A 14689-nucleotide genomic window follows, 5' to 3' on the forward strand; every position below is an offset into this window, starting at 1 on the left:
AACTCCAGCTCCGCACGATCCAAATTTTCAGTGGCCAGAGCAACTTGAGGACGAACAATGAAGCGAATGAGCTTCACAGACGAGCAGATCACCGGCATCCCGGCCGAGCATGAGGCAGGCGCCAAGTGCGCAGACCTGTGCCGTAAACACGGTATGTCGGAAGGCACCTATTACAACTGGAAAGCCAAGTCCGGCGGTATGACGGTTTCGGAGGCGAAGCGGCTGAAGATGCTCTTGGCCGAGCAGATGTTTGATCTGGCTGCCATCAAGGATCTGGTCTCAAAAATGGTAGGGCCCGCCGCGAAGCGCGAAGCGGTCGCCTACCTTCGGACCGGTCACGGCCTGTCGGAGCCCCGGGCCTGTCGAATTGTCGGGGCAGATCGCAAGATGGTCCGCTACCAGTCTCAACATGCGCCGGATACGGAACTGCGCCGACGGCTGCGGGAGCTGGCCAACGAGCGGCGGATGTTCGGCTACTGGCGGCTCTTCGTGCTGCTGCGCCGCGACGGCGAGCCGTCCGGTATCAACCGGATCTATAGGCTCTACCGCGAGGAAGGCCTGACGGTGCGCAAGCGAACGGCACGGCGCAAGGCTATCGGGACACGAACCCCGATCCTGGTCGAGGCCCGACCCAATGCACGTTGGTCGTTGGATTTCGTCCACGACCATTTCGCCAACGGTCAACGCTTCCGCGTTCTCAACGTGGTCGACGATGTCACCCAAGAGGGCCTCGCAGCGATCCCGGATACCTCGATCTCGGGGCGCTGTGGGACGCGTGAACTGACGGCCCTGATCGAGCGCCGCAAAAAGCACGGTATGATTGCAAGCGACAATGGAACGGAGCTGACCTCAAACGCCATCCTGCGGTGGTGTTCCGAACACCAGATCGAATGGCATTACGTTGCGCCCCGAGCATCGTGTCTGCCAGCAGCCGCTTCTGCTTGGTATTCTCATCCTCCAGCGCCTTCAGCCGCGCGGCCTCCGATACCTCCAAGCCGCCATATTTGGTCTTCAGCTTGTAAAAGGCCGCCGGGCTCAGCCCGTGCCGGCGGCACACCTCCGCTGTCGGCATCCCGTTCGGCACTACAATTGATCCAGTGGATCAATTGCTTAACGCTTGAACTCCTGCTCTTTGATTATCCCCCCTCTCGGCAGATTGCTTCGTAGTCGCCTGCCGGGCAGCGGATGATTTGCGCCTCGGTGAAACGGCTCTTACGCATTCGTCTGCTCCTGCACAGGTTGGGCAGACGCTACTTCATGGTGAGGGATTTTGCGGGGGGCACGCAGGGCAACAACGTCAACGTCATGCTGTCACGGTTGTAAACTAGTTGTTTGATCCCACGGTTTGATGGTGCGATCCTTTCGTCGGAATGGAGGGAGATGGGGATCACGTCCGTCAAGCTGGTGTAATTTCCCGGATGGCCTGAGGTCATAATCAGGCGGCTTGGGTTGAAAGGCTGAGACTGGGGTCTGTCTCCTCTGCGTCGGTTTCGGCGAAGGCCTCAACCATCATGTAGCGGCTGGCGGCCTGCCATTCGTCGTTCTGTTCGAACAGCACGGCGCCGGTCAGGCGGGTGATGGAGGCCTCATCCGGGAAAATACCGGCGACATCGGCTCGGCGCTTCAACTCCTTGTTCAAGCGCTCGATCGGGTTGGTGCTGTGCAACTTCGTCCTGTGCTGGCGCGGGAACGCGATGTAGGCCAGCACGTCGTGCTCGCTCTCATCCATGAGGTTAGCCAGCTTGGGCCATCGTCCGCGGAGCTGATCCGCAACGCGTCGCCAGGTTTATCCGGCGGATGCGCGGTCGGGCTGGTCGAAGGCCTGGCGGATCGCAGCGGCGACTACGGTGTGCTGGCCGCGTGGGACATGTGCCAGAGCATTGCGCATCCAGTGAACGCGACATCGCTGCCAGGTTGCCTCGAAGACCCGCTCGATGGCCGCCCTGAGGCCGCTGTGCGCGTCGCTGATCACCAGCTTGGTGCCGTCCAGCCCTCGGGCCTTCAAGCCGCGCAGGAAGTCCGTCCAGAAGGTCTCGGCTTCTGACGGACCAAGCCCCAGGCCAATGATTTCGCGCCGCCCATCGGTGTTTGCGGCGACGGCTATTATGGCCGCGACGCTTACGATCCGGCCGCCCTGGCGCACCTTGAGATACGTTGCATCCAGCCTGACGCAGGGCCATCCGCCGCAAAGAGGGCGGTTCAGAAACTCGCCGACACGCTCGTCGATGTCCTTGCACAGCTTCGATACCGTGCTCTTGGAGATGCCCTGCAGCCCCATCGCCTGGGCCAGCTCGTCGACCCTGCGCGTGGACACCCCGCCGATCCAGGCCTTCTGGATCACCGCGCCCAAGGCCTTCTCCGGGGTCTTGCGGGGCTCCAGGAAGCCGGGGAAATAGCGGCCCTGCCGAAGCTTTGGAGCCTTCAGGTTCAGCGTGCCCAGCCGCGTATCAAATGCGCGCTCCCGGGAGCCGTTTCGCCAGGTCGTGCGCTGATCGGCGCGCTCATGCTTGCCGGCACCGATCAGGCCTTCCACGCCGGCCTCCATGATCAGCTGTAAAACTGCCTCGGCGACGGCATGCAGAAAGTCGCCGCCATCCTGCTTTGCGAGAAGCTCGGAAAGGCCCATGTTGGTCTTGGTCACCGGGGTTGCTGTGTGGTTGGTGGTTGAAGCGTCGAAACTCCACCTCGGCCATGCACCTCGATGGCCACCCAGGATCACACCGTTGAAGGCGCGGAAATTACACCACGTGGTCGGACACTAACCAAAAGCGCTCCAACTTAGGGCGCTTTTGTCGCTCCAGGCACATTCTCCGTCACATCCGATTGCGCGGGACCCTCGCGGGAGTCGGAGTATATAGAAGATCAACACCAGGCCAGCATCCGGAACCTAGGCCATCGTCATTTTACTGGCGGCGGCGCGTCAGCGAGCGCTGTTCTTCACGGCGGACGGTCTTAGCCTGTAAAAGCGGTCCAATTTGAGTGAGAAATTCTGAGGAAAACACAGACACGACAATGTGCGTGCCGTTGCTGAAGAAACGAAATCCGGATGACCGATGGCCTGCTTACTGACGTTGGCAGGAAGGCCGGAATCGCAACGCGGCTCACCAGTCGAAGGAAAAGCGCCATGGTATCAGCCGGCTCTTCGCGATTGCACTAATTATCAGGCTGCTTTTCGCCTGCGGCGGCCTTGATCAGTGCCGCGAGGCAAAAGAGCCTGCATGCCGCCCTTGAGTGATTTAAATTGAAAGTTAGTGCATCGTTGACCTTAGGCATCCCTGAACGATGACCTCAGCAGTGTCCGGCAGTTGGTATTTCCACCGTTAATCCCGGCTGGGTGCAGCCTCCGCCAAGCGAAGTGCGGGCCGGTTGGCGGTCACAGTTGTTGTTCGGCTTAGGTTTGGTTTACCGGCCTGACCAATGACCAAGGATAGCCCATCAGACACGTCAGCGCTGCTTGCGCTTGTGTCGGAGACGCCCGGAACCCACTTGCTGGCCCGGGATGCCCGGGTTCCCCGGCCGCCTCACAGGGCTGAATGCCGGCCAGCTCGGCAATGCCGGGGCGCACGGCCGCCGCGCCGAACGGGTAAACCGCCGCAATGGTTGCCGGGCCCTGGCTTGGGACGCGCTCACCTTGAGGATCGGCGCGCAGATTCCGTAACTGCGCACTTCTCTGAGTTTCAGAGCCCCGCTGGAAGGCGCATTTCCCTGCCTTTGGCTCGACGCTGCCTGCTTTCCGTAGCCGCGGCAGGCTGATCCCGGGGATCAGAGCCGCGACAGGACCGGGAAATGTGCCAGCAACGAGGCTTTGGCCTCCAGAACATGCGCCCTGGTCAGTTCGGCCGCCTGGCCGGCATCCCCCATTTCGCAGGCCGCCAGGATTTCGAGATGCTCGCGCTCAGCACGCTCCATGCCGTCGCTCATGACCAGCTGCGCACGGATATAACGGTCAACGCGATCCATTGCGCCGCGGGCCGCTTCGCGGAAAAAGCTCAGCGCGCTGGCACTGTACAGCGCGTCGTGGAATTCCCGGTTCAGGACACCCCACTCCATCGGGTTCTTGCACCCTGCAAAAGCCTCGCAATGCATCCGCGCCCGGGCCAGTTGCGCCTGTGACATCCGCGGCACCGCATCGCGGATGATCTCCGGTTCCAGAAGGGCGCGGAAATCAAATATTTCCGCCGCCTCATCCGCCGACAGCCCGGCCACCACCGCACCTTTGAAGCGCTGGGTCTTGACCAGCCCGTACTCCTCCAGCCTTGAGATTGCCTCCCGTACCGGGATCCGGCTGGTGTTGAAGCGGCGCGCAATTTCCTCCTGCCGGAGCGGATCGCCCTCTTCCAGCCGGCCGTCGATGATTGCCGTGCGCAAGGCCTCAAACACCGCTGCAGCAGCCGAAGCCGCTTTTGAGATATCAACCGGGTCCAGGTTCATCGGAATGCGTCTCCTTTCGGTCAGATGTATGTGAACCTGCCCGCCCGGAAAAGCGGCTTGACTGTAAGCCCGGGTTTACTGCCCTGCCGGCGGCTTCCCCGTCACACTTCCAGCGACACCCACAGCACCCTGGCGTCTTCTTCGCTGACCGACACACAGCCGTGGCCCATCCCGCTGTCATAATAAACAGAATCCCCCGCCCCCATTCGAAGCGGCCGGTAATGTTCTGTGTAGAGTATCAGCTCGCCGCTCAGCACAAACATGAACTCTTCGCCCTGATGGCGGACCCAATTGTCGAACTCCGTCACATCCCGCGCCTTGATGGTGCTGATATAAGGCACCATGCGCTTGCTGGTCAGCTCGCTGCACAGCAGTTCGTGATCATAGGTCGACGTTTCCTTGTGTTCGCCCAGCCCGGTACGGGTGAAGTCCCGGCGCCCGGTGACGCCGCTTTGCCCTGATTGCACAAACAGCTGAGGCGTTTCCAGCTCCAGCGTCTGCATCAAGCGGCGGATAATCTCGAAACTGGGCCGGGTCTGGTTGTTCTCAATTTTCGACAGCGTCGACCGCCCGATGGCCGCAGCGCGCGCCGCTTCCTCCAGCGTCAGCCCCTTGTCCTTGCGGGCATCGCGAATCATTTTTCCCAGGACTTCCCCGTCCGGGGCTTCCATGGCTTCCGGGCCGAGTCCTGTTTCCTCTAAGGGAATTGGTTCCATTTCCACGATTTCTCCTGATCCGCAAACAGCTTAGCTTTGATGTTTTCGCCGGTCAAAATTTCCGTGTCCGCACTTTATGTTTGCAATAGGGGAAAAGTTTCCTATAGGGGACACAGCGTCGTATACGGCTGAATACGTGCCGGTCTTGGGCTGCATTTCGGAGGAGAGTTCACATGAGCGCATATGATCTGATCGTGATCGGGGCTGGTCCGGGCGGTTATGTCGCAGCAATCCGCGCTGCGCAGCTGGGCATGAAGGTTGCCTGCGTCGAAGGCCGCGGCGCTCTCGGCGGCACCTGCCTCAACGTCGGCTGCATCCCGTCCAAGGCGCTGCTGACCTCCTCGGCCAAATACGCCGAGCTCTCCCATCTCTCAGCACATGGCATTGCCATTGAGGGTGCCAGCCTGGATCTGGGCGCGCTGATGGCACGCAAGGACAAGATCGTCGGCGACCTGACCAAGGGCATCGGCTTCCTGTTCAAGAAGAACGGTGTCGACCATATCGAAGGCTGGGCCAGCATCCCCGCTCCCGGCCAGGTGCAAGTGGGCGAAGACAGCTACACCGCGAAGAACATCCTGATGGCCACCGGTTCGGAACCCGCCACCCTCCCCGGCGTGGAAATCGACGAGGTGGACGTGCTGAGCAGCACCGGAGCGCTGGCCCTCGAAGCCGTGCCAGAGCATCTGGTGGTGATCGGCGCCGGCGTGATCGGGCTTGAGCTTGGCCAGGTCTGGTCACGCCTCGGATCCAAGGTAACGGTTGTGGAATACCTCGACCGCATCCTGCCCGGCATCGATGGCGAGATCGCCAAGCTGTCCCAGCGGGCGTTGAGCAAGCGCGGGCTGAAGTTCCAGCTGGGCCGCGCACTGAAGACCATCGAGAAGGGCGCAAACGGCCTGACCCTGACGCTGGACCGAGTGGGCAAGGACAAGGTAGAGCAGATCGAGGCGGAGAAGGTGCTGATCGCCATCGGCCGCCGCCCGGTGACCCGCGGCCTGGGACTTGAGGATCTGGGTGTATCCATCAACGCCCGCGGCTTCATTGAAGTGGATGAGCGCTACTCCACTTCCGTCCCCGGCATCTTTGCCATTGGCGATTGCGTGCCCGGCCCCATGCTGGCGCACAAGGCCGAAGAAGACGGCATTGCCTGCGTGGAGATGCTGGCAGGCGAACACGGCCATGTGGATTACAACACCGTGCCGGGCGTTGTGTACACAGATCCGGAGGTCGCTTCGGTCGGCCAGACCGAAGAAGCCTTGAAAGAGGCCGGTGCCGAATACATTTCCGGCAAGTTTGTCTTCATGGCCAACTCCCGCGCCCGCTCCACTGGCGAGACCGACGGCGCTGTCAAAGTGCTTGCCACACCCGAAGGCAAGATCCTCGGCGCCCATATCTGCGGTGCGCATGGCGGTGATTTAATTGCAGAATTGGTGCTTGCCATGACAAAAGGTGCTACTATCGAGGAGGTTGCACGAACCTGCCATGCGCATCCTGCGATGGGTGAGGCGGTGAAAGAAGCCTGCCTTGATGCACTCGGCCGCGCCATTCACGCCTGATCTGGAGGGAACTGCCAGATGACGATACAGATAAGACCCCGCCACCCGGAAAAGGCGCACAAGGCCGACAGCGCCATCCCGCGCAAACCCCGGTGGATCCGCAAGAAGAAGATCGAAAGCGCCGAATATTACGAGACCCGCAAGCTGATGCGGCAGCATGATCTGGCGACGGTCTGCGAAGAGGCCGCCTGCCCCAACATCGGCGAATGCTGGTCCAAGCGTCACGCCACCATGATGATCATGGGCGAGGTCTGCACCCGCGGCTGTTCCTTCTGCAACGTGACCACCGGCAGGCCGGACACGCTGGACGCGTTCGAACCGGGACGGGTTGCGGCGGCGGTAAAAAAGCTGGGTCTGCGCCATGTGGTGATCACCTCCGTCGACCGCGACGATCTGGCGGACGGCGGCGCGGAGCATATTGCCCAGACCATCCGCGCCACCCGCCACCAGAACCCGGGCACCACAATCGAGGTGCTGACCCCGGATTTCCTGGGCAAGGGCGACGCCGCGCAGGCCGTGTTCGAAGCGGCGCCGGATGTGTTCAACCACAATCTGGAAACCGTGCCGCGGCTCTACCCGCACGTCCGTCCGGGAGCCCGCTACTATACTTCGCTGCGGCTGCTGGACGACGCCAAACGCGCCAATCCGCAGCTGTTCACCAAGTCCGGCATTATGGTCGGCCTGGGCGAAACCCTCGACGACGTGCGCCAGGTGATGGATGATCTGCGGGCGGCACAGGTAGACTTCCTGACTGTGGGCCAGTATCTGCAGCCCACACCCAAACACCACCGGATCGACCGTTTCTGGTCGCCAAAAGAATTCGCGCAGCTGGAACAGATCGCCCGGTCCAAGGGCTTTCTTCACGTGTCGGCCACCCCGTTGACCCGTTCCTCGTTCCACGCGGATGAAGATTTTGCCGCCCTGAAAGAGGCCCGTCAGATGGCCTTGGCAAAGGGCATTCAACCCTAACGCAAGCGGGAGGAGACCCATGGAAGCGTTAAACTCAGCAGTCGGCTGGCTCAATGGTATTGTATGGGGCGTACCCATGCTCGTCATGATACTCGGCGTCGGCTTTTTCCTGCAGGTCGGCTTGAAGTTCATGCCGATCCTGAAAATCGGAACCGGCTTCAGCCTGTTGTTCAAGGGCCGCGAAAGCCAGGGCGAAGGCCAGATCAGCCCGTTCAACGCGCTGATGACCTCGCTGTCAGCCACCATCGGTACCGGCAATATCGCAGGTGTTGCCACCGCGGTGTTCCTCGGCGGCCCCGGCGCGCTGTTCTGGATGTGGATGACCGCACTGGTCGGCATGGCCACCAAATACGCCGAAGCAGTCTGCGCGGTGAAATACCGTGAAAAGGACGAGCTCGGCAACTTTGTCGGCGGCCCGATGTATTACATTAAAAACGGCCTTGGCGCGAAATGGGCCTGGCTGGGCGTTGCATTTGCCCTGTTCGGATCGGTTGCGGCCTTTGGCATCGGCAATGGTGTGCAGGCTAACGGTGTGGCTCAGGTTCTGGAAACGAACTTTGGTGTGAACACCTCGGTCACCGGCGTGATCCTGATGGTTCTGACCGCAGCCGTTATCCTGGGCGGCATCACCCGCATCGGTGCGGTTGCCGGCAAACTGGTTCCATTCATGGCGATTGCATACATCATTGCAGGCCTGCTGGTTTTACTGCTGAATGCTGGTGCAATCGGCAATGCGATCAGCCAAGTCTTTACCTATGCCTTTACACCCTGGGCCGCAAAAGGCGGCGCAGCAGGTGCGGCTGTCTGGCTGGCGATCCGCTTTGGCGTGGCTCGCGGCGTATTCTCGAACGAAGCGGGCCTCGGCTCGGCTCCGATCGCCCACGCGGCGGCTGAGACCAAAGGTCCAGTTAACCAGGGCCTGATCGCGATGCTGGGAACCTTCATCGACACCATCATCGTGTGCTCGATCACCGGTTTGGCGATTATCGCTTCTGGCGCTCTCGACGCATCTGTGGCTGATTTCCTGGCCAACGGTGAAACCGAAGGGTTCAAGGCCATTTCCGGTGCGGCACTGACCTCGCTGGCCTTTGAAACCACCCTGCCGGGCATCGGCGGTTCGCTGATTGCAGTTGCGCTGTCGATCTTTGCTTTCACCACCATCCTGGGCTGGTCTTTCTACGGCGAGAAATGCGTCGAGTTCCTGCTGGGCGTGAAATCGCTGATCCCCTACCGCGTGCTGTGGATCGTGATGATCTACTTCGGCGCAACCGCGGATCTGGGCTTCATCTGGCTGCTGGCGGATACGCTGAACGCGATGATGGCCATCCCGAACCTGATCGCCCTGGCCCTGCTGAGCCCGATCGTCTTCAAACTGACCAAACAGTTCTTTGCCACCGGCGGCAAATCGGAAGAAGCTGGCACTGCAGCTGAATAACCATCGGCGGGGGGCCGGCACGGCCCCCCGCACCTGACCCGAATTCCACATCTCGAGGAGACGGCTGATGGCCACCAAAATCCTGCTTCCGATTGATCACACCGATCAAAACTCGTGGAAGAAAGCACTGCCAGTTGCGCTGGAACAGGCCAAGTTCTATGGCGCCGAACTGCATGCTGTTTCAGTCATTCCCGAGATTATCCAGCTGCCCAACCTGCCCGCCGGCTATGGCTCTGGCGCCAAGGCGCATGTGCAATCCGCGGTCGAGGCCATCCTGGCCCGGAACGGCGCCAAGGATGTTCCCGTGCGGATCGCAGAAGGCAGCGTCTACCGCGAGATACTGAAACTTGCCCACAAGGACGGCTATGACCTGATCATCATGGCCTCCGCCGAAGGTGAGTTCCCGAACTATGAAATCGGCCCTAACCTGGCCCGCGTCGTGCGCAACGCGCATTGCACGGTCATGGTTGTCCGCGGCTGAGCTTGCAATCTATCAAAAGGGACATGCCTCATGACCGACGCACCCAAACACACCCCGCTTTATGACCTGCACGTCGAGCTTGGCGGCAAGATGGTTGATTTCGCCGGCTGGGAAATGCCGGTGCAGTACCCCATGGGCATCATGGGCGAGCACAAGCAGTGCCGAGAAAAGGCAGCACTTTTTGACGTCTCCCACATGGGCCAGGTAATCCTGCGCGGCGACAATGTGGGCGAGAAGCTGGAAACGCTCTGCCCGCAGGCCTTTGCGCCCCTCAAGGAAGGCAAAGCACGATACGGATTCTTCACCAATGACGACGGCGGCATCATGGACGACTTGATCGTGTCCAACGCCGGGGATCACTACTTTGTCGTGGTGAACGCCGCCCTGCGCCACCAGGACATCCCGCACATGCAGGCCAATCTGGACGGCGTCGAAGTGACCGAGCTCTTCGACCGTGCACTGGTGGCCGTGCAAGGCCCCAGCGCCGAAGACGTGGTCGGCAGCCTCTGCCCCGCCGCGCGTGCGCTGAAGTTCATGGAGACCACCGCGGCCGAGATCGACGGCACCGAGTGCCGCATCTCGCGCCTTGGCTACACCGGGGAGGACGGCTACGAGATCTCGATCCCCGAAGCCGACGCCATCCGTATTTCCAAGCTGTTCCTGGCGCATGACAATTGCGAACCCGCAGGCCTCGGCGCCCGCGACAGCTTGCGCCTTGAGGCCGGTCTTTGCCTCTATGGCAACGACATCGACCAATCGACCTCACCGATCGAGGCATCGCTTTCCTGGGCGATCCAAAAGCGCCGCAAGGAAGAAGGCGGCTTCCCCGGTGCCGCCCGCATCCAGAAGGAACTGGCCGAAGGCACCGCCAAAAAGCTGGTCGGCATCAAGCCCGAAGGCCGCGCTCCCGCCCGCCAGGGCGTGGAAGTTCACAGCGAAGGCGGCGATCCTCTCGGCGCCATCACCTCGGGCAGCTTCGGCCCTACCGTCGGCGGTCCGGTCGCCATGGGCTATGTTGCGGCAGATCACAGCGCGGCAGGCACCAAGGTGAACCTCATCATCCGCGGCAAGGCGCAGCCGGCTGAAATCGTCGCCCTGCCCTTCGTCGCACACAACTACAAACGCTAAGACATCATCAGGAGAGTCAAAATGGCCACCTATTATTCCGAAGACCATGAATGGATCACCGTTGAAGGCGATGTGGCAACCCTGGGCATCACCCAGCACGCCGCCGACCAGCTGGGCGAAGTTGTCTTTGTCGAACAGCGCGAAACCGGTGACGAGTTCGAAAAAGGCGGCGAGATCGGCGTCATCGAGTCCGTGAAAGCGGCCTCCGAAATCTACGCGCCGCTGGACGGCGAAGTAGTCGAGGTAAACGAAGCCCTGGCCGACAACCCCGGCGCCCTGAACGAAAGCCCGGAAGGCGACGCCTGGATCTACAAGATCAAGCTGTCGGACGCCTCCCAGCTGGACGATCTGATGGATTTGGACGGCTACAAAGCCCTGATCGGTTAAGCACTCTTCCCCGCCAGGACCGCCTGGCGGGGTCCATTGCCCCAGACAAGGACCCATAAACATGGCCTTTAAACTCACCGATTACGAAGCCTATGACTTCGCCAACCGGCGCCACATCGGCCCCTCTCCGCGCGAGATGGCCGACATGCTGCAGGTGATCGGCTTCAAAACCCTGGACGAGCTGATCGACGCCACCGTGCCGCCCGCCATCCGCCAGAAAGAGGCGCTGGACTGGGGCCCGGCGATGACCGAGCGCGACGCGCTGTTCCACATGAAAGAGGTGGCCTCCAAGAACAAGGTGCTGACCTCGCTGATCGGCCAGGGCTACTATGGCACCACCACCCCGGCGCCGATCCTGCGCAACATCCTGGAAAACCCGGCCTGGTACACCGCCTATACCCCGTACCAGCCTGAAATTTCCCAGGGACGTCTTGAGGCACTGCTGAACTTCCAGACCATGGTCAGCGATCTCACTGGCCTGGACATCGCCAATGCTTCTCTGCTGGACGAAGCCACCGCCGCTGCCGAAGCCATGGCCATGGCGCACCGCGGTTCGCGCTCCAAGGCGAACAACGCCGCCTTCTTCGTCGACAAGAACTGCCACCCGCAGACCGTCGCCGTGATCCAGACGCGCGCCGAGCCGCTGGGCATCGACGTGGTGGTCGCCGATCCCGATGACCTGGACCCGGGCGCAGTCTTTGGCGCGATCTTCCAGTATCCGGGCACCCACGGCCATGTGCGCGATTTCACATCGGAAATCGAAGCCATTCATGAGCACAAGGGCATTGCCGTTGTCGCCGCCGACATCTTGGCGCTGGCGCTGCTGAAGTCGCCCGGTGAAATGGGCGCAGACATCGCCATCGGCTCGACCCAGCGCTTTGGCGTTCCGATGGGCTATGGCGGCCCGCACGCGGCCTACATGGCGACCACAGACAAACTGAAGCGTGCCATGCCCGGCCGCATCATCGGCGTTTCGGTCGATGCCCGCGGCAACAAGGCCTACCGTCTGGCGCTGCAGACCCGCGAACAGCACATCCGCCGCGAGAAGGCCAACTCCAACGTCTGTACCGCGCAGGCGCTGCTGGCGGTGATCGCGTCGATGTATGCGGTCTACCACGGCCCCGACGGAATCAAGGCGATCGCCCAATCGGTGCACCGCAAGACCTCGCGCCTGGCTGCAGGCCTGGAAGAGCACGGCTTCAAGGTGGAGCCGGAAGTTTTCTTCGACACCATCACCGTCGAGGTCGGCCCGCTGCAGAAAACCGTGATGGAAGCGGCCGTTGCCCGCGGTGTGAACCTGCGCAAAGTGGGTGAAGACCGCATCGGTATTTCGCTGGACGAACAGACCCGGGCTGAGACAATCGAGGCGGTCTGGGCAGCCTTCGGCATTGCCAAGAAAGACGACAGCGTCAAGAACCGCGCCTACCGTCTGCCCGACTACGCGCTGCGTGAAAGCGAGTATCTGACCCACCCGATTTTCCACAAGAACCGGGCCGAGGCAGAGATCACCCGCTACATGCGCCGTCTGGCCGACCGTGACCTGGCGCTGGACCGCGCGATGATCCCGCTCGGCTCCTGCACCATGAAGCTGAACGCCACCATCGAGATGATCCCGGTCACCTGGCCGGAATTCGGCAACCTGCACCCCTTCTGCCCGGAAGACCAGGCGCAGGGCTATCACCAGATGATCAACGATCTGAATGACAAGCTGTGCCAGATCACGGGCTATGACGCGATCTCCCAGCAGCCGAACTCCGGCGCGCAGGGCGAATACGCGGGTCTTCTGACCATCCGCAACTACCATGCGGCCCGGGGCGAAGCGCACCGCAACATCTGCCTGATCCCGACCTCGGCGCACGGCACCAACCCGGCGTCAGCGCAGATGGTGGGCTACAAGGTGATCCCGGTGAAGGCAGACGACAAAGGCAACATCGACACCGCCGACTTCCGTGCCAAAGCCGAGCAGCACAGCGATCACCTCGCGGCCTGCATGATCACCTACCCGTCGACCCATGGTGTGTTTGAAACCACTGTGCAGGAAGTCTGCCAGATCACCCATGATCACGGCGGCCAGGTCTATATCGACGGCGCCAATATGAACGCCATGGTGGGCCTGTCGCGCCCCGGCGATATCGGCGGCGACGTCAGTCACCTGAACCTGCACAAGACTTTCTGCATTCCGCATGGCGGCGGCGGCCCCGGCATGGGTCCGATCGGCGTCAAGGCGCATTTGACCGAGCACCTGCCTGGCCACCCGGAATACGGCACTGCCGTGGGTCCGGTCTCAGCGGCTCCGTTCGGCTCGCCGTCGATCCTGCCGGTCAGCTGGGCCTACTGCCTGCTAATGGGCGGTGCAGGCCTCACCCAAGCGACCAGAGTGGCGATCCTCAACGCCAACTACATCGCCGCCCGCCTCAAGGATGCCTACAAGATCCTCTACACCTCGGAAACGGGCCGTGTGGCGCATGAATGTATCCTGGACACCCGTCCGCTGGCGGATGACGGCGGCGTCACCGTGGACGACGTCGCCAAGCGTCTGGTCGACTCGGGCTTCCACGCCCCGACCATGTCCTGGCCGGTGGCGGGCACGCTGATGGTGGAACCGACCGAATCCGAGCCCAAGGACGAGCTGGACCGCTTCTGCGACGCCATGCTGTCGATCCGCTCGGAGGCGCAGGACATCATCGATGGCAAGATCGATCCTGAGAACAACCCGCTCAAGCACGCGCCGCACACGGTGCGCGACCTTGTGGGGGAATGGGACCGCCCTTACAGCCGCGAACAGGCCTGCTTCCCTCCCGGCAACCTCGGTGTCGATAAATACTGGCCGGCTGTGAACCGGGTGGACAACGCCTATGGCGACCTGCACCTGCCCGCCGATGTCGGACTACGAAGAAAACGAAGCCTGATCTTTTCAGGCTCCGAGCCCTGCCGGCCCAGCCCGGCAGGGCACCCCCGCATGACCCGCTCAGAGGAGAGAATGATGTCCCGTCTCGAACCGCTGACCGTGCCAGCTCCCCGGCCCTCCGCAGACAGCACGCCGCAGGCCCGCTTTCACGACGTTGAGATCATTCTACCGCAGCAGGACTCCCCCGCCGCGGCGCAGATGATCTGTGAAATCTTTTGCGCCGCCAACGACTTATTCCCGGACAGCGGCTACCGCACCGCCGTGCGCAACCTCAGTTCGCAAATGCGCACCGTGCCCGCGGGCTGGAAACCGCAGTCGGTCATTTTCCTGGGCGGCATTTCCAGCCGATGGCCGCTCAATTCCGGTGAAAAGGCCAGCCTGCAACGGATCTGCCGCCAGGCCCAGCGCTGCCTGTTTGCCGGCAGCGCCATCTTCCTGCTGGCCGAGTCCGGGCTGCAGGCGGCCTCCGAGACCGCCGTTCATTCAAATTTTGCTGCCGCCGCAGAGGAAGAGCAGCTGATCTGCGCCCCGGCGGGCACCCTGACCACTGCCGCCGGCCGCATCAGCACCGCCGTCAGCAGCTTTGCCGCCCTGCGCCTGCTGGCCGGCTTCCTGCGCGCCGACCGCGGACCGTTCATCGCCGATGCGGTCTGTGACTACCTCGGTCTGGCTTTTGGC

General features: G+C 62.0%; 8 protein-coding genes and 4 pseudogenes. 8 read left to right on the forward strand and 4 right to left on the reverse strand.

The features are described from left to right. Positions 1–57: 57 nt before the first annotated feature. Positions 58–909: pseudogene (locus tag METH_RS13960) on the forward strand (DDE-type integrase/transposase/recombinase); the annotation flags it as partial. Position 910: 1 nt separating this feature from the next. Here the strand turns inward: METH_RS13960 and METH_RS23180 are convergent. From METH_RS23180 to METH_RS13975, 4 genes and pseudogenes are all read right to left on the reverse strand, one after another. Then, positions 911–1090, reverse strand: a pseudogene (locus METH_RS23180) (transposase); the annotation flags it as partial. Positions 1091–1435: 345 nt separating this feature from the next. Next, a pseudogene (locus tag METH_RS13965) lies at positions 1436–2641 on the reverse strand (IS256 family transposase). A gap of 1121 nt (positions 2642–3762) precedes the next feature. After that, the gene (locus tag METH_RS13970; protein ID WP_024091125.1) at positions 3763–4431 is read right to left on the reverse strand and encodes a GntR family transcriptional regulator; all 669 of its coding nucleotides are present in this window, start codon (positions 4429–4431) and stop codon (positions 3763–3765) included. Positions 4432–4532: 101 nt separating this feature from the next. After that, positions 4533–5147 (reverse strand): helix-turn-helix domain-containing protein, encoded by a 615-nt coding sequence (locus METH_RS13975; protein ID WP_024091126.1) that lies wholly within the window; start codon positions 5145–5147, stop codon positions 4533–4535. A gap of 173 nt (positions 5148–5320) precedes the next feature. Between METH_RS13975 and lpdA the strand changes: the two genes are divergently transcribed. From lpdA to gcvP, 7 genes and pseudogenes are all read left to right on the forward strand, one after another. Continuing rightward, a complete protein-coding gene (gene lpdA, locus METH_RS13980) occupies positions 5321–6703 on the forward strand; it encodes a dihydrolipoyl dehydrogenase (RefSeq protein WP_024091127.1) in 1383 nt (460 codons plus the stop codon). A gap of 18 nt (positions 6704–6721) precedes the next feature. Next, complete coding sequence (lipA, locus tag METH_RS13985; protein ID WP_024091128.1) at positions 6722–7672, forward strand: lipoyl synthase; 951 nt, start codon at positions 6722–6724, stop codon at positions 7670–7672. A gap of 19 nt (positions 7673–7691) precedes the next feature. Beyond that, complete coding sequence (locus METH_RS13990) at positions 7692–9107, forward strand: alanine/glycine:cation symporter family protein (protein WP_024091129.1); 1416 nt, start codon at positions 7692–7694, stop codon at positions 9105–9107. A 67-nt stretch (positions 9108–9174) separates the two neighbouring features. Continuing rightward, entirely contained in the window at positions 9175–9588 is a 414-nt protein-coding gene (locus METH_RS13995; RefSeq protein ID WP_024091130.1) for a universal stress protein, read from the forward strand. Positions 9589–9618: 30 nt separating this feature from the next. Further along, a complete protein-coding gene (gene gcvT / locus METH_RS14000; protein ID WP_024091131.1) occupies positions 9619–10716 on the forward strand; it encodes a glycine cleavage system aminomethyltransferase GcvT in 1098 nt (365 codons plus the stop codon). Positions 10717–10737: 21 nt separating this feature from the next. After that, on the forward strand, positions 10738–11103 hold the full coding sequence (gene gcvH / locus METH_RS14005; RefSeq protein WP_024091132.1) for a glycine cleavage system protein GcvH: 366 nt from the start codon (positions 10738–10740) through the stop codon (positions 11101–11103). Between the two features lie 61 nt (positions 11104–11164). Then, positions 11165–14012, forward strand: a pseudogene (gene gcvP / locus METH_RS14010) (aminomethyl-transferring glycine dehydrogenase). Positions 14013–14689: the final 677 nt, after the last annotated feature.

It is taken from the genome of Leisingera methylohalidivorans DSM 14336, assembly GCF_000511355.1.
Classification (GTDB): Bacteria; Pseudomonadota; Alphaproteobacteria; order Rhodobacterales; family Rhodobacteraceae; genus Leisingera; species Leisingera methylohalidivorans.